The organism is Streptomyces orinoci (assembly GCF_003121295.1).
In the GTDB taxonomy this organism is placed as follows: domain Bacteria; phylum Actinomycetota; class Actinomycetes; order Streptomycetales; family Streptomycetaceae; genus Streptomyces; species Streptomyces orinoci.
In genome coordinates, this window is record NZ_PHNC01000035.1 from 117,883 (window position 1) to 133,664 (window position 15,782).

Consider the following 15,782-nt stretch of genomic DNA (forward strand, 5'->3'; position numbering starts at 1 on the left):
GCCCATGCAACAATGGTCTAGACAACCAATGACGACTTGAAGGGCAACACCATGGTTGAGCGCCGCGTAAACGTCGGCTGGGCCGAGGGCCTGCACGCCCGCCCGGCGTCGATCTTCGTCCGTGCGGCGACGGCCGCCGGCGTCCCGGTGACGATCGCCAAGGCCGGCGGCAACCCGGTCAACGCCGCCTCCATGCTGGCGGTGCTGGGCCTGGGCGCCCAGGGCGGCGAGGAGATCGTGCTGGCCAGCGAGTCGGACGACGCCGAGGCCGCGCTCGACCGCCTGGCGAAGCTGGTCGCCGAGGGGCTGGAGGAGCTCCCGGAGACCGTCTGAGCTCCCGGAAGACCGTCCCGGCCCGAAGGACGGCCCGAAGGACGGCATAACGAGGCCGCGGCGGCCGGAATCCCGGCCGCCGCGGCCTCGTCGTCCGCCGCTTGCCGGCTGCTTGTCCGGCGCGGCCGGGGCGACGAGCCCGGCCGGGAACCGCCACAATTCCCGGCCGGTCCATTCCCAGGAATAGCGGCTGTTTGTTAAGAACGAGCGCTCATTGTGTTTACGGCCCGTTTCCGGGGTGAATCCCCGGGCGGTCCGGCCGGTGCCACCGGGCGCCAGAGGCGGAATTCACCGGGAAAGCGCCCGGCCCGGGCGGCGGCGAGTTCCCGGGCCCGTTCCGCGTCCCTTCTGACCACCGCGTCCACCAGCGCACCATGCGCCTCCCAGGTTTCCACCGGGCGGGCGGGCGGCTCCGCCACATACACCCAGGCGATCTTGCGGCGGACCTGGGTGAGCAGCGCCGTCAGGCTGGGACTGCCACAGGCCTGGGCCAGGGTCTCGTCGAACCACTCGGCCAGCTGGCACAGCTCGCCGGAACGCCCGGCACGGGCCCGCTCCCGGCCGATCCGTACCAGCCCGCGCAGCACCTTCAGATGCGCCTCGCCACGGCGCTGGGCGGCCCGGGCCGCGCCCAGCGGCTCCAGCAGGGCGCGTACCTCCAGCAGATCCGCCGCCTCGGCGCGGGTCGGCTCGGCCACACAGGCGCCGGCGTGCCGGCGGGTGACCACAAAGCCCTCGGAGGCCAGGGTGCGCAGGGCCTCGCGGACCGGCACCCGGGAGACTCCATAACGGCGGGCCAGCAGATCCTCGATCAGCCTGCTGCCGGGCGGGAAGGTCCCGGAGACGATGTCGTCGCGGATCGCCGTGCACACCGCCTGAGAGGAAATGCCGCGGCCCTCGTGCACCGCTTCACCGGCACCGCTCACCTACGGTCTCGCATGGACGTACCTCCGAATTGCCCTGGCCGAATGCGATCGACTCTATGACAATGCCGGGGTTTTTCCGATGGCTTGGCGGAATCCGGGGCGCCTTTTCGGCCAACGACCCGGCGTCGCGGACTAGATGGCCACGCCGTGGGCGCGCAGATAGGCCACCGGGTCGATGTCCGAACCATAGTTGGGGCTGGTACGGGCCTCGAAGTGCAGATGCGGGCCGGTGACATTGCCGGTGGCGCCGGACAGGCCGATCTGCTGGCCGGGCGTCACCGTCTGGCCGACCGCCACATCGATGGAGGACAGATGGCCGTACTGGGTGTAGGTGCCATCGGCCATCTGGATCACGATGTTGTTGCCATAGGCGCCGCCCCAGCCGGCCTCGACCACGGTGCCCGCGCCCACCGCGTGCACCGAGGTGCCGGTCTCGGCGTGGAAGTCCACCCCGGTGTGGCTGCCGGAGGACCACAGGCTGCTGCTGGCCTTGTAGCCGGTGGAGACATACGAGCCCTCGATGGGCAGCACAAAGGCGTTGAGGCGCTTGCGCTCCTCGTCACGGGCGGCGCGCTCCTTGGCGGCGCGCGCCTCCGCCTTGCGCTTGGCCTCGTCCGCGCGCTTCTTGATCTGGGCGGCCTGCCGCTTGGCATCTGCGGCGGCCTGCTCCTGGGCGGCGTTGGCGTGCTGGGTGGCGGCCTGGGCGCCCAGGTTGTCGGCCACGTCGTCGGTCATCACCACGGCCTTGGTCAGACCGGTGTCCTCAAGGCCGTGGGTGTCACCGGCGGAGGCGAAGGCGGGGGCGGCGACACCGGCGACCACACCGGTGGCGGCCAGGGTGGCTATGCCGGCCGCGTTGGCACCGGCGCGCACGGCACGGCTCGGACGACGGTGCTTCCCGGTGGGGCGGGTGAACGCCATGGGTGCGGGGTGTTCCTTTCCTTCCCTCTCGCCTACCGGGTTAGCTGACGGGTTCGGAGCAGGAAGGTCTCCTACGGAACCCTCCGGAGAGGGGCCCGATTCACCCCAGGGAACGGTGGTTCCCCGGCTCCCCTGGCTCGCGCCGTACGGGGACTCGGCGATGGCTGCCCGGGAGCGCGGATGCGGCTCCATGCGACGGACTGCCGACCCGAAGCTAATCGGCGTCAGATTCGATGGGCAAACGGAAGGGCACTTTAGTGACGCACGACACAACGACCGGACGCAACCAAGGCGTTGAACGGGACACCAGGGAGGCGCGCATGGCCCAACCGGCCGTGCGCACCTCCCCTGTTGGAATGCCTCGACAGCTGACCAGCCGTCAGCAGCCGGTCAGGAGGCGATTACGGTCACCTCTCCGATGCCCAACTCCCGGACCGGCCCGGCGATCTGGGAGGCGTCACCCACCAGCACCGTCACCAGCCGGTCCGCCGGGAAGGCACTGACCACGGCGGCGGTGGCCTCCACCGTGCCGGTCCGGGCCAGGCGTTCATAGAGGTGCGCCTGGAAGTCATCGGGCAGGTGCTGCTCGACCTGGTCGGCCAGGGTGCCGGCCACCGCCGCCGCGGTCTCGTACTTCAGCGGGGCCACACCCACCAGGTTCTGCACCGCGACATCCCGCTCGGCGTCGGTGAGGCCCTCGGCGGCCAGGGTGCGCAGCACCGTCCACAGATCGGCCAGCGCCGGGCCGGTGTTGGGGGTGTCCACCGAGCCGCTGATGGCGAGCATCGCGGCGCCGGTGGCGCCCTCGGCGGGCGGCGCGGAGCGCAGCACCTGGGCGAAGGCGCGCACCCCGTAGGTGTAGCCCTTCTCCTCTCGCAGCACCTTGTCCAGCCGGGAGGTCAGGGTGCCGCCCAGGCAGTAGGTGCCCAGCACCTGGGCGGGCCAGACGCTGTCGTGCCGGTCGGGGCCGATGCGGCCGATGAGCAGCTGGGTCTGCACCGCGCCGGGGCGGTCCACGATCAGCACCCGGCCGGTGTCGTCGGCGGTGATGGGCGGGACGGGCCGGGGCTCGGCGGTGGCACCGGTCCAGGCGCCCAGCGAGTCGGCCAGCGCCTGGTCCAGATCGACGCCGGTGAAGTCGCCGACGATCACCACGGTGGCGGTGGCGGGGCGGACATGGGCCTCGTAGAAGGCCCGTACCGAGGCGGCGTCGATCCGGGCCACGGACTCCTCGGTGCCCTGGCGGGGGCGGGACATCCGGGAGTCGGCGGGGAACAGCTCGGCGGACAGCGCCATGGCCGCCCGGCGGGCGGGGTTGGCCAGCTCATGCGGGATCTCGTCCAGCCGGTTGTTGACCAGGCGCTCGATCTCGTTGTCCGGGAAGGCGGGGGCGCGCAGGGCGTCGGCCAGCAGGCCGAGCGCCTTGGGCAGCCGGGAGGCGGGGACCTCCAGGGAGACCCGCACCGCCGGGTGGTCGGCATGCGCGTCCAGGGTGGCGCCGCAGCGCTCCAGCTCGGCGGTGAAGTCCTCGGCGCTGAGCTTGTCGGTGCCCTCGGAGAAGGCCCGCGCCATGATGGTGGCCACGCCCTCCAGGCCCTTGGGCTCGGCGTCCAGCGGGGCGGCCAGGCTGACCTCGACCGCGATCACCTGCTGGCCGGGGCGGTGGCAGCGCAGCACGGTCAGGCCGTTGGGCAGCGTGCCGCGCTCGGGGGCCGGGAAGCCCCAGGGGGTCGCGGTGCCCGGCTGCGGCTGGGGGTGGAACTCCATCGAGGGGCCGGCTGCGTTCCGGGCCACGGCGTCGCTCACTGGGCCGTCTCCTCTTCCTCGTTGACGTCGGCGGCTTCTTCGGGGGCGGCGACCGGCTCGTACACCAGCACGGCACGGTTCTTGGGGTGCAGCCGGGCCTTGGCGACCGCCTGCACCTCCTCCGGAGTGATGTCCAGAATCCGCTGGACGGCGGTCAGCGCCAGCTGAGGGTCGCCGAACAGCACGGCATAGCGGCAGAGTTCATCGGCCCGGCCGCTGACCGTGGCCAGCCGGTCCAGCCACTCGCGCTCCAACTGGGCCTGGGCGCGCTCCATTTCCTTGGGGCTGGGACCCTCCAGGGCGAAGCGGGCCAGCTCCTCGTCCACCGCGGCCTCGATCTTCTCCACCTCGGCCCCGGCCGATGCCTTGACATCCAGCCAGCCCAGCGAGGGGGCACCGGCCAGGCGCAGCATCCCGAAACCGGCCGCCACCGCGGTGCGGTCATGGCGGACCAGGCGGTTGTGCAGCCGGGAGGACTCGCCGCCGCCCAGGATGGTCAGCGCCAGATCGGCCGCGTCGGCCTCGCGGCCGCCGTCGTGCGGCAGCCGGTAGGCGGCCATCAGCGCGCGGGAGGGCACATCCTCGCGCACCACCTCGCGCAGCTCCTCGCCGATGTTCTCCGGCAGGGTGCCGTCGCGTGGGGGGAGCTTGCGCTCATGGGCCGGGATGGCGCCGAAGTACTTCTCGATCCAGGCCAGGGTCTGCTCGGGGTCGATGTCACCGACCACGGCGAGCACCGCGTTGCCCGGCGCGTAGTAGGTGCGGAAGAACTCGCGGGCGTCCTCCAGCGAGGTGGCGTCCAGGTCGGCCATGGAGCCGATGGGGGTGTGGTGGTAGGGGTGGCCGTCCGGGTAGGCCAGCGCGGTCAGCTTCTCGAAGGCCGTCCCGTAGGGGACGTTGTCATAGCGCTGGCGGCGCTCGTTCTTCACCACATCGCGCTGGTTCTCCATGGACTCCTCGTCCAGCGCGGTCAGCAGGGAGCCCATCCGGTCGGCCTCCAGCCAGAGGGCCAGCTCCAGCTGGTGGGCGGGCATGGTCTCGAAGTAGTTGGTGCGCTCGAAGCTGGTGGTGCCATTGAGCGAACCGCCGGCGCCCTGCACCAGCTCGAAGTGGCCATTGCCCTTGACCTGCGCCGAGCCCTGGAACATCAGGTGCTCGAAGAGGTGGGCCAGGCCGGTGCGGCCCTTGACCTCGTGCCGGGAGCCGACGTCGTACCAGAGGCAGACGGCGGCCACCGGGGTCAGGTGATCTTCGGAGAGCACCACCCGGAGGCCGTTGGCCAGGCGGTGCTCAGTCGCTTTCAGGCCGCCGGTGCCGGCCTGTTGCGTGGCCGTGTGACCCATGGGCATGTACGTCCCTTCGATCGCTGTGTCCCGTGATGGCGCGCGCACGACGCGCGAGAGGAGAACTGCTGTCACTGTATGCAACCGCACTGACATCGCGCGAAGTTCCCGGGGGTGCCCGGCGGGCCCGGGGACGGGTCAGTGGTCGGTGTTGTCGGTGGGGCGGTCCACAATGGACCGCGTCATTCTTGACCGCGTCATTCTTGACCGCGTCATTTCTGACCGCGCCATTCTTGTCCGCCCCCGGCAACCGATCGAAGGAGCAGCAGCCGCGATGGCCCGCCGCAGCACGAAGACCCCGCCGCCGGAAGACTTCGAGGAGCGCATCCTCGACATCGACGTCGTCGACGAGATGCAGGGCTCCTTCCTCGAGTACGCCTACTCCGTCATCTACTCGCGCGCCCTGCCCGACGCCCGGGACGGCCTCAAGCCCGTCCAGCGCCGGATCATCTACCAGATGAACGAGATGGGGCTGCGCCCCGACCGGGGCTATGTGAAGTGCGCCCGGGTGGTCGGCGAGGTGATGGGAAAGCTGCACCCGCACGGCGACGCCTCCATCTACGACGCCCTGGTGCGCATGGCGCAGCCCTTCTCCATGCGGCTGCCGCTGGTGGACGGGCATGGCAACTTCGGCTCGCTGGGCAATGACGACCCGCCCGCGGCCATGCGGTACACCGAGGCCCGGATGGACGCGGCGACCTCGCTGATGACCGAGTCCATCGACGAGGACACGGTCGATTTCGCCCCCAACTACGACGGCAGCGAGCAGGAGCCGGTGGCCCTCCCGGCCGCCTATCCCAACCTGCTGGTCAACGGCTCCTCCGGGATCGCCGTGGGCATGGCGACCAATATGCCGCCGCACAACCTGGGCGAGGTGATCGCCGCCGCCCGGCACCTGATCAAGCACCCCGGCGCCGATCTGGACACCCTGATGCGGTTCATTCCGGGTCCGGACCTGCCCACCGGCGGCCGGATCGTGGGGCTGAGCGGCATCCGGGACGCCTATGAGACCGGCCGCGGCACCTTCAGGATCCGCGCCACCGTCTCGGTGGAGAATGTCACCGCCCGCCGCAAGGGCCTGGTGGTCACCGAACTGCCCTTCACCGTCGGCCCGGAGAAGGTGATCTCCAAGATCAAGGACCTGGTCGGCGCCAAGAAGCTCCAGGGCATCGCCGATGTGAAGGACCTCACCGACCGTGCCCATGGCCTGCGCCTGGTCATCGAGGTGAAGAACGGCTTCAACCCCGAGGCCGTGCTGGAGCAGCTCTACAAGCTGACGCCGATGGAGGAGTCCTTCGGCATCAACAATGTGGCCCTGGTGGACGGACAGCCGCTGACGCTGGGCCTGAAGGAGCTGCTGGAGGTCTATGTGGACCACCGCTTCGAGGTGGTCCGCCGGCGCAGCGAGTTCCGGCGCGGCAAGCGGCGCGACCGGCTGCACCTGGTCGAGGGTCTGCTGGTGGCGCTGGTGGACATCGACGAGGTCATCAGAATCATTCGATCGAGTGAGAACGCGGCGGCCGCCAAGGAATCACTCGTGGCACGCTTCTCGCTCTCCGAGGTGCAGACCCAGTACATCCTGGACACCCCGCTGCGCCGGCTGACCAAGTTCGACCGGCTGGAGCTGGAGTCGGAGCGGGACAAGCTCAACCGGGAGATCGAGGAGCTGACCCGGATCCTGGAATCCGACGCGGAGCTGCGCAAGCTGGTCTCCGGCGAACTGGCCGCGGTGGCCAAGCAGTTCGGCACCGAGCGGCGCACGGTGCTGCTGGAGTCGGCCCCGGCGCCGGTCTCCGCGGTGCCGCTGAAGGTGGCGGACGACCCGTGCCGGGTGCTGATGTCCTCCACCGGGCTGCTGGCCCGCACCGCCGGGGTGGAGCCCTTCGACTACGCCGCCGAGGCCAGGCGCAGCAAGCACGATGTGATCGTCTCCGCGGTGCCGGCCACCGCCCTGGGCGAGGTGGGCGTGGTGACCTCGGCCGGGCGGCTGCTGCGGCTGCGGGTGATCGATCTGCCACAGCTGCCGGAGACGGCCTCCGCGCCCAATCTGACCGGTGGCGCCCCCGTCTCGGAGTTCCTCTCCTCGCTGGCCGAGGACGAGCGGGTGGTCTGCCTGACCACGCTGGACGAGTCCTCCCCGGGCCTGGCCGTCGGCACCGAGCAGGGTGTGGTCAAGCGGGTGGTCCCCGACTACCCGGCCAACAAGGACGAGTTGGAGGTCATCGCCCTCAAGCCCGGTGACCGTGTGGTGGGCGCGGTGGAACTGCGCACCGGCGAGGAGGACCTGGTCTTCATCACCGACGACGCCCAGCTGCTGCGCTACCAGGCGTCCCAGGTACGGCCGCAGGGCCGGGCGGCGGGCGGCATGGCGGGGATCAAGCTGTCCTCGGGGGCGAAGGTGATCTCCTTCGCCGCCGTCGATCCGGCCCAGGACGCGGCGGTGTTCACCGTCGCCGGTGCGGCCGGGGGGCTGCCGGGCGCGGCCTCCCAGGGCTCGGCCAAGCTCACCCCCTTCGACCAGTACCCGCGCAAGGGCCGGGCCACCGGCGGGGTGCGCTGCCAGCGCTTCCTCAAGGGCGAGGACTGCCTGGTCCTGGCCTGGGCCGGGGCGACTCCGGCCCGCGCGGCGACCGCGACGGGCGCCCCGGCCGAGCTTCCCGTGCCCGACCCGCGCCGCGATGGCTCGGGCACGGCGCTGGCGAAGCCGGTGGCTGTGGTGGCCGGTCCCGTATAGTCCCGGCCCCGGTGTGGGGGCTCCGGCCCCCGCACCTCGGCGGCGTCCACCAGTTGCGCCGCCCTCCGGGCCTTACGGACCGGGGCGCCCCATCAGGGGCGCGAGGAACTGCGCGACCAGCCGGATACGGCCCGCGCTTGCAACTCAACGGCCAGGCGTGGGGCCGCTTCACAGTCCGGGCAAGCCATCGCCGCGTATCCCCGCCCCCGGCGGCACCGCATCAGCCGGGCGAACCGTCCGGCCAGGCCGGCGAGCAGCGCTCCGCTCACCCCTGCGCGTACCGCAGTACCCCCCACATGGCGCGCTCATCGGCCCGCTCCCCCGCCCCCGTATCGCGGCAGGCCGCCAGGCCGTCCCGCAGCCCGGAAGCGTCAACTCCGCTTCCGATCAGCACCAGTTGGGTGAGCCGCCGCTCGGCACGCCCCCAGGCCGAGGGATAGAACCGCAGGAAATCCCCCACCGCGTGCAGCGCAAACTTCTGCCGGTGCCCGGCTATGCCGAAATGGACAAAGCCCTTGATCCGGTAGAGCCCCCGCGGCCTGTGGTCGAGAAACTCCATCAGCCGCCGCGGATGCATCGGCTCCTCGGAGACGAACTCCACACTCTCATAGGCCGTATGCAGATGCCCCTCGTGTTCCCGCCGCTCCGCGCACAGGTCCTCGAAGGACAACTGCCTTACGGCCTCCAGCCGTTCCTCCCGCGGCCGGCGGTCGAAGAGCAGCTCCGGGTCCACCCGCCCGTACTCCGCGGCCACCACCGGTGTGCCGGGCGCCAGCCCGGACAGCGTCCGCAGCAACGCGGCCCGCTCCTCCTCCGCCACCCGGTCCGCCTTGTTGAGCACCACCAGATCGGCGATGCCCAGATGACGGTCCAGCTCCGGGTGCCGGGCGCGGGTGCCGGTGAACTCGGCCGCGTCCACCACCTCCACCAGCCCGCCATAGACGATCCGGCGGTTGTCGCTGGCCAGGATCATCCGGACCAGCTCCTGCGGCTCGGCCAGCCCGCTCGCCTCCACCACGATCACATCGATACGGGCCGAGGGACGCGCCAACCGTTCCAGGAATCCGTCCAGTTCACTGGTGTCCACCGCGCAGCACAGGCAGCCGTTGCCCAGCGAGACCATGGAGTCCACCTGCCCGGCCACGCTCATGGCGTCGATCTCGATGCTGCCGAAGTCATTGACCACCACACCGATGCGGCTGCCCCCGCTGTTGCCCAGCAGATGGTTGAGCAGCGTGGTCTTGCCCGAACCCAGGAATCCCGCCAGCACGATGACCGGAATCTGTCGCTTGGCCAAGGGGGCGCCTCCTTCATCCGTCGAGCACTGCTCAGGGACCCGCCGAGCGTGCTCAAGAATAGGCGGCACCCCTGACAACCAGGCGGCGTATGCCAAGGAGGCCGGGTCAGGTTAGGCTCACCTACGTGAGCATGTGCGCGACCGTTTCCCGAGAGCTGACCGAGCCCATGGCCGGCACCGCCGCCACGGCCCGGACCTGGCTGCTGGTCGAACAGCCGGGGCCCTGGGGCGCCGACGCGCTCTTTGCCAGCCATACCGACCCGGAGACCGCCCGGGCACTGGACGCCGCCGCCAAGGGCACGGGCGTACGGGTCGCCCTGATCCGCCGCCCGGGGCGGCACGCGGACTGCCACCGTCCGGCCGGCCGGCGGATCTTCGCCGCGCATACCGCGCCGGGGCGCTCATGGGTCCGTACCACCCTGCTCGACGATCTCGCCGTACTGCCCGCACTGGACTTCGCGGCCCTGGGCGCGGGCGAGCACGGCGGCCTCTGGGAGCCGTACACCGGCGATCCGCTGGCCCTGGTGTGCACCAATGGCAAGCGCGACCGCTGCTGCGCCCTGCTGGGCCGCCCGCTGGCCGCCGAGCTGGCCGCCACCGGGGCGGCCGAGGTCTGGGAGATCACCCATATCGGCGGCCACCGCTTCGCCCCCACCCTGCTGGTGCTGCCCCATGGCTATGCCTATGGCCGGGCCACCGCGCCGGGGGTGAAGGAGGCGCTGGAGGCGGCCCGCCGGGGCCTGATGGTGACCGCGGACTGCCGGGGCCGGTCCTGCTGGGAGCGTCCCGCCCAGGCCGCCGAGCTGGCGGTCCGCCGGCTCACCGGAGAGCGGGCCGCGGAGGCCCTGGATGTCACCGGCAGCGAGGGCGCGGCCCCCCGCTGGGCGGTGACCGTGGCGCACCGGGACGGCCGCTCCTGGCAGGTGGTGGTCGAACAGGGCACCGCCGAGCCGCCCCGGCCGGAGAGCTGCGGCCGGGCGCCCGCCACCCCGGCCCGTATGGACGTGGTGGGACTCACCCCGCTTTCTTGACGAACTCGGTGGTGTAGGTCTTCGCCAGGTCCACCTTGGTGTCCTTGAGTGCGGGGTTGAAGGACTTCAGGACCTCATAGACGGTCTGCGGCCCGCCCTCCGGCATCACCCCGTCCTTGGTGAACATCGGCAGGGTATTGGCCACGGCCTGGACATAGAGCTCCTTGCCCCCGCCCTTGGCGTAGTCCGGCGGCATCTTGGCGGCGATCTGCTCCGCCTTGTGCTGCGAGATCCATTTCAGGCCCTTCACCAGGGCGTTGACCAGTTTCTGGACGGTCTCCTTGTGGCCGTCCACCCAACTGGTGTTCATATAGAGGCTGGAGGAGGGGTAGAGCCCGCCCAGCGCCGCCCTGGACCCGTCGGGAGAGCGCATATCGAGAATGACCTTGCCGGCATTCTTGGCGAGGATCTGCCCCACGGTGGGGTCGCCGGTCATTCCGCCGTCGATGGAGCCCTTCTGCAGCGCGGAGATAAAGGTCTGGCCGGCGCCCACCGCCACCGGGGTGAACTCACTGGTGTTCACCCCGTGCTTGACGGCCAGATACTTGGTCAGGAAATCGGTGGACGAGCCCAGTCCGGTGACCCCGAGTTTCTTGCCCTTGAAGTCCTTGGGCGAAGTCAGCTTGCCGGCCGCCTTGTTGGAGACCACCTCCACCTCGCCCGGCGTCTGCCCCAGCTGTACCACCGATTCCACCTGCTTGCCCTTGGCCTGCAGATCCAGGGTGTGGTCATAGAAGCCGACGGCGCCCTGCACATCGCCGGAGACCAGTGCGGTGGCGGCCTGCACCCCGGCCGGTTCGGTCAGCAGCTTGACCGAGACGCCCTCCTGCTGGAAATAGCCCAGCCGCTCGGTGAGCATCATCGGCAGATAGACCACCTTGTCCAGGCCGCCGACCATGATGGTGACGGTGTCCCCCTTGGCGGCCTCATTGGCCCCGGTAGAGCCGGAGTTGGCGGAGGAGTCGTCGGCACAGCCGGCGAGTGCCAGACACAATGCCCCCACGGCCGTCAGCGCATGGACTCTGGTGAACTTGCCGAACGTACGCATTTGCGGTTCCTAACGGTTCAGAGATCACGAGTCGGGGGGTGTGACCGCGGTGGGGGATACGGATCAGCTACTGCGGTCCGAGTGCTGGGATTTCCAGCGGAACAGGCGTTTCTCCACAAGGGTGAGCAGCCCCTCCGCCATGAGTGCGACGGCCGCGAGGATGGCCATCCCCGCATAGACACCGGCGGGGTTGAAGTTCGCCTGAGCGGTGTAAACCAGCAGGCCGAGGCCCTTGCTGGCGCCGAGGTATTCGCCGACGATGGCGCCGATCAGGGCGAAGCCGAAACTGACATGAAGACTGGTGAAGATCCAGGAGGTGGCCGAGGGAATCACCACCTGGAGGGTGACTTTCCGGTTACTGGCGCCCAGCACACGGGCGTTGGCGACCAGATTGCGGTCCACCTCCCGGGCGCCCTGGAAGGCGTTGAAGAACACCGGGAAGAAGACCAGCACCACCGCCGAGGCGACCTTGGAGGCGGACCCCAGACCGAACCACAGCAGGAAGATGGGCGCCAGCACAATGCGCGGCAGCGCGTTGAGCACCTTGATGAACGGCCCCACCACCTCGGCCAGGAAGGGCATCCGGCCGAAGGCGATGCCCAGCGCCACCCCGGCCGCCACCCCGATCACCCAGCCCTGCAAGGCCTCTTGGAGGGTGACCCAGATCTGTTCGCCCAGCGAGCCCTGGGCGGTGCCATGCATGGTCCACTGCCTGAGTTGGTCCCAGATCTTCGAGGGCATCGAGAAGTTGAAGGAATCGATGACCTCGGTACGGGCCAGCACCTCCCAGGCCACCAGCAGTCCGGCCAGCAGCAGCACCCGGGCGGCGAGCACCAGCAGTCTGCGGTTACGAGCGGCCCGCACCCTGGCCGCGGTACGGCCGCCCGCACTCGGCTGCCGCACGGCCGGGGCGGTGACTGAGTCAGGCGACATGACCGGCCCCCCTCTCCCTGGTGATACGGACCTCTTCCCCCAGCGCGGACCAGATCTCGCGGTAGATCTCGATGAACCGCGCCTCCAGACGCACCGACTCCACCCGGCGGGGCCGGGGCAGGGCGATGGGGAACACCTCCTTGACGGTGGCGGGTCCGGCCGTCATCACCACCACCCGGTCGGCCAGGGCGATGGCCTCCTCCAGGTCATGGGTGACAAAGACCACCGAGGCCGGGGACCGCCCGTCCCGCGCACCGCCCCACAGCTCCAGCAGTTCGTCCGACATCAGCGCCCTGGTCTGGACATCCAGCGCCGAAAAGGGCTCGTCCATCAGCAGAATGGCCGGATCGTTGACAAAGGTCTGGGCCAGCGCCACCCGCTTGCGCTGGCCGCCGGAGAGCTGGTGCGGGTAGCGGTCGGCGAAGGCCGCCAGCCCCACCCGGCGCAGCCAGTCCCGGGCCCGCTGCCGGGCTTCCGCCTTGGGCACGCCCCGGAAGCGCGGGCCGGCCATCACATTGGACAGCACGGTCCGCCAGGGGAAGACCGCGTCCTGCTGGAAGACAAAGCCGACCCCGGGATGGATGCCGTCCACCGGCCGGCCGCCGATCAGCACCTCGCCCTCGGTGGGCTCCTCCAGGCCGCTCACCAGGGTGAGGGTGGTCGATTTGCCGCAGCCGGTCGGCCCCACGACCGCCACGAACTCCCCCTGGCGCACGGTGAGATCGAGGTCGCGCACCGCGGTATGGGCGGCGCCCGACGGCGTACGGAACACCTTGCCGGCGCCGCGCAGTTCGATGGCCGGGGTACCGCCCGGGGGTGTGTCCTTGATCATCCATTTGCCTCCGCTACCGGCTACTTCGGCTCCGCGGCCCTGTGCGGAACGCCGGTGCTGGAGGTTAGGAGGGGCCTACGACGCGTGGGCAGCCTTGTGCGCGCTGTGTGGCTTGAGTGCACGAACCCTGTTCTACTCGTTTTGCTCACGCTAGAACAAGTGACAGGCGTAGAAGTGCTGGGTAACCGGGCATGATCTCAAGGCTGTTCGGTGCCCGCCCGCCGAATCGGAACTCATGCCGCACTCCGGAATGGGGTGGTGCCGACACGAAAGAGACGCTCATGCGCCCCCGGTGGCCCCGTCGGGTCTTCGCCCAAGTGCTGTCCGCACAACTGCTGATCATCACCGGAGTGACCCTGCTCGCGGCGGGTCTCTTCCTGGCTCCGCTGAGCTCGCGCCTCGACGATCAGGCAGAACAAAGGGCGTTGGCCATCGCCCAGGCCACCGCCGCCCAACCCGGCGTAGCCGCCGCGCTGTTGGACGGGCATCCGTCGCCGGACGGCCCGGTGCAGGCCGCCGCCGAACGCATCCGGCTTGCCACCCAGGCCAGTTATGTGGTGGTCATCGACACTCAGGGGATCCGCTACTCACACCCCAGCCCGGCGCTGATAGGCCGTCATGTGAGCACCGACCCGGGCCGGGCGCTCTCCGGAGCGGAGTGGACGGGCATCCAGCAGGGCACCCTGGGCCGCTCGGCACGCGGCAAGGTACCGCTGCGCGACACCGAGGGGGCCATTGTGGGCGCGGTGTCGGTGGGCATCCCCTACCAGAGTGTGCGCCTCACCCTGCTGCACTCGGTGCCGGGCATCCTGCTGTACGCCGGTGCGGCGCTGGGCGCGGGCGCGCTGGCGGCACTGGCCGTATCCCGGCGGCTGCGCAAGCGCACCCATGGCATCGAACTCTCCGAGATCTCCGCCCTGCTGGGAGAGCGCGAGGCCATGCTGCACGGCATCCGCGAGGGCGTACTCGCCCTGGACTCCGGCCAACGGATCCGGCTGGTCAATGACGCCGCACAGCGGCTGCTGGGGCTGGGGCCCGAGGACGTCGGACGGCCACTGGACGAGGTCCTGCCCGCCGGCCGCACCGCAGATGTGCTGGCGGGCCGGGTGGCGGGGACCGATCTGCTGGCGGTACGGGACGGGCGGGTCCTGGTCGTCAACCGGATGCGGACGGTTGACGGCGGCGCGGTGGCCACCCTGCGCGACCGTACCGAACTGGAGGAGCTGGGCCGGGAATTGGACGGCACCCGGGGACTCACCGAGGCGCTGCGCGCCCAGGACCATGAGCACGCCAACCGGATGCACACTCTGCTGGGGCTGCTGGAACTGGAGCTCTACCAGGAGGCGGCGGAGTTTGTCGCCGAAGTGGCCGGAACCCAGCGAGCCACCGCCGAACAGCTCACCGAGCGGGTGCGCGAACCCCTGGTCGGCTCGCTGCTGGTGGGCAAGAGCGCGGTCGCCGCGGAACGCGGGGTGACCTTCCGGGTGAGCCCGGACACCTGGTTACCGGACCGGGTGACCGACCCCCGCGATGTGGTCACCGTCCTGGGCAACCTGATCGACAACGCCCTGGACGCCGCCGCGGGCACCCGGCGCGACAGCCAACCGCCCTGGGTGGAAGCCGACTTGCGCGCCGAGGGCGGCACCCTGGTGCTGCGGGTCTCCGACAATGGCCCGGGCGTCCCGGCTCAGGCCCGGGAACTGGTCTTCTCCGACGGCTGGAGCACCAAGGAACCCACCGCACACCGCCGCCGGGGCCTGGGCCTGACCCTGGTGCGACGCCTGGCCGAACGCTACGGGGGCACGGCCGGGGTGACCGAACGTGGGGGCGGCGGCGCGGTGTTCACCGTCCGGCTGCCGGAAGCAGTGCGCATACTCGAAGAGGTGAACCGGTGATCGACGTCCTGGTCGTCGATGACGACTTCCGCGTGGCCGACGTCAACTCCGCCTATGTGGCCAAGGTTCCGGGCTTCCGGGTCACCGCCAAGGCCCATAACGCGGCCCAGGCCCTGTCCGTGCTGGAACGCGAACCGGTCGATCTGATCCTCCTCGATCACTATCTGCCCGACGAGAGCGGCCTGTCCCTGATCCACCGCCTCCGCCAGCTCGGCCACCTCACCGACGTCATCATGGTCACCGCCGCCCGCGATATCGCCACTGTGCAGACCGCCATGCGCTACGGCGCCCTGCAATACCTGGTCAAGCCCTTTTCCTTCGCCGGACTGCGGGTGAAGCTGGAGGCCTATGCCCGGCTGCGGCGAACGCTGGAGCTCACCGCGGAGGCCGAACAGGACCAAGTCGACCAGATCTTCGGCACCTTGCGCACCGCCGCCGCCAGCGCCCCCCTGCCCAAGGGCCACTCCGCCCCCACCGCCGAACTCATCCGCCGGGTGCTCTCGGACGCCGCCCAGCCCCTGTCCGCCCATGAGGTGGCCCTGCGCTCCGGCCTGAGCCGGTCCACCGCCCAGCGCTACCTCAAACGGCTGGAACAGTCCGGCCGGCTCAGCCTCACCCTCCGCTACGGCGAGACCGGCCGCCCGGAACACCGCTACACCTGGGCCGTCCGCTGACCGCTCACG

The 15,782-nt window shown here is 70.6% G+C and carries 13 protein-coding genes and 1 riboswitch; of the genes, 5 read left to right on the forward strand and 8 right to left on the reverse strand.

Annotated elements, in window-relative coordinates:
- The first annotated feature begins 51 nt into the window (after nucleotides 1–51).
- A complete protein-coding gene (locus CV755_RS31805; protein ID WP_109284323.1) occupies nucleotides 52–333 on the forward strand; it encodes an HPr family phosphocarrier protein in 282 nt (93 codons plus the stop codon).
- A 197-nt stretch (nucleotides 334–530) separates the two neighbouring features.
- Here the strand turns inward: CV755_RS31805 and CV755_RS31810 are convergent, their stop codons facing one another.
- From CV755_RS31810 to CV755_RS31825, 4 genes are all read right to left on the reverse strand, one after another.
- Nucleotides 531–1,205, reverse strand: coding sequence for a GntR family transcriptional regulator (locus tag CV755_RS31810; RefSeq protein WP_109284325.1), 675 nt, complete (start codon nucleotides 1,203–1,205; stop codon nucleotides 531–533).
- A gap of 186 nt (nucleotides 1,206–1,391) precedes the next feature.
- A complete protein-coding gene (locus CV755_RS31815) occupies nucleotides 1,392–2,180 on the reverse strand; it encodes a M23 family metallopeptidase (RefSeq protein WP_109284130.1) in 789 nt (262 codons plus the stop codon).
- Nucleotides 2,181–2,194: 14 nt separating this feature from the next.
- A riboswitch (cyclic di-AMP (ydaO/yuaA leader) is annotated at nucleotides 2,195–2,350 on the reverse strand.
- Nucleotides 2,351–2,570: 220 nt separating this feature from the next.
- Nucleotides 2,571–3,947 carry a M16 family metallopeptidase gene (locus CV755_RS31820; protein WP_109284327.1) on the reverse strand — a complete coding sequence of 459 codons (1,377 nt, stop codon included), beginning with the start codon at nucleotides 3,945–3,947 and terminating at the stop codon, nucleotides 2,571–2,573.
- A gap of 35 nt (nucleotides 3,948–3,982) precedes the next feature.
- Nucleotides 3,983–5,329, reverse strand: a complete 1,347-nt coding sequence (locus tag CV755_RS31825; protein WP_241561532.1) for a M16 family metallopeptidase — start codon at nucleotides 5,327–5,329, stop codon at nucleotides 3,983–3,985.
- Nucleotides 5,330–5,603: 274 nt separating this feature from the next.
- On the opposite strand from CV755_RS31825, the gene CV755_RS31830 reads away from it, so the two are divergent.
- On the forward strand, nucleotides 5,604–8,063 hold the full coding sequence (locus tag CV755_RS31830; RefSeq protein ID WP_109284134.1) for a DNA gyrase/topoisomerase IV subunit A: 2,460 nt from the start codon (nucleotides 5,604–5,606) through the stop codon (nucleotides 8,061–8,063).
- 265 nt (nucleotides 8,064–8,328) lie between these two features.
- Here CV755_RS31830 and CV755_RS31835 read toward each other — a convergent pair whose 3' ends face one another.
- Nucleotides 8,329–9,360, reverse strand: coding sequence for a CobW family GTP-binding protein (locus CV755_RS31835; RefSeq protein ID WP_109284136.1), 1,032 nt, complete (start codon nucleotides 9,358–9,360; stop codon nucleotides 8,329–8,331).
- Between the two features lie 125 nt (nucleotides 9,361–9,485).
- On the opposite strand from CV755_RS31835, the gene CV755_RS31840 reads away from it, so the two are divergent.
- A complete protein-coding gene (locus CV755_RS31840) occupies nucleotides 9,486–10,391 on the forward strand; it encodes a sucrase ferredoxin (protein WP_109284138.1) in 906 nt (301 codons plus the stop codon).
- Here CV755_RS31840 and CV755_RS31845 read toward each other — a convergent pair.
- The 3 genes from CV755_RS31845 to CV755_RS31855 form a co-directional block, all read right to left on the reverse strand.
- On the reverse strand, nucleotides 10,375–11,439 hold the full coding sequence (locus CV755_RS31845; RefSeq protein WP_109284140.1) for an ABC transporter substrate-binding protein: 1,065 nt from the start codon (nucleotides 11,437–11,439) through the stop codon (nucleotides 10,375–10,377). The two genes, CV755_RS31840 and CV755_RS31845, sit on opposite strands and share 17 nt — an antisense overlap.
- Before the next feature lie 63 nt (nucleotides 11,440–11,502).
- Nucleotides 11,503–12,372: an ABC transporter permease gene (locus CV755_RS31850; RefSeq protein WP_109284142.1), complete on the reverse strand. Its 870-nt coding sequence runs from the start codon at nucleotides 12,370–12,372 to the stop codon at nucleotides 11,503–11,505.
- Nucleotides 12,362–13,204, reverse strand: a complete 843-nt coding sequence (locus CV755_RS31855; RefSeq protein WP_109284144.1) for an ABC transporter ATP-binding protein — start codon at nucleotides 13,202–13,204, stop codon at nucleotides 12,362–12,364. The genes CV755_RS31850 and CV755_RS31855 overlap by 11 nt, the downstream gene beginning before the upstream one ends.
- Nucleotides 13,205–13,485: 281 nt before the next feature.
- Here CV755_RS31855 and CV755_RS31860 point away from each other — a divergent pair, with 281 nt between their 5' ends.
- Both CV755_RS31860 and CV755_RS31865 read left to right on the forward strand, forming a co-directional pair.
- Nucleotides 13,486–15,099 (forward strand): sensor histidine kinase, encoded by a 1,614-nt coding sequence (locus CV755_RS31860; protein ID WP_109284146.1) that lies wholly within the window; start codon nucleotides 13,486–13,488, stop codon nucleotides 15,097–15,099.
- Nucleotides 15,096–15,773, forward strand: a complete 678-nt coding sequence (locus CV755_RS31865) for a response regulator (protein ID WP_109284148.1) — start codon at nucleotides 15,096–15,098, stop codon at nucleotides 15,771–15,773. The genes CV755_RS31860 and CV755_RS31865 overlap by 4 nt, the downstream gene beginning before the upstream one ends.
- The last annotated feature ends 9 nt before the right edge of the window (nucleotides 15,774–15,782 follow it).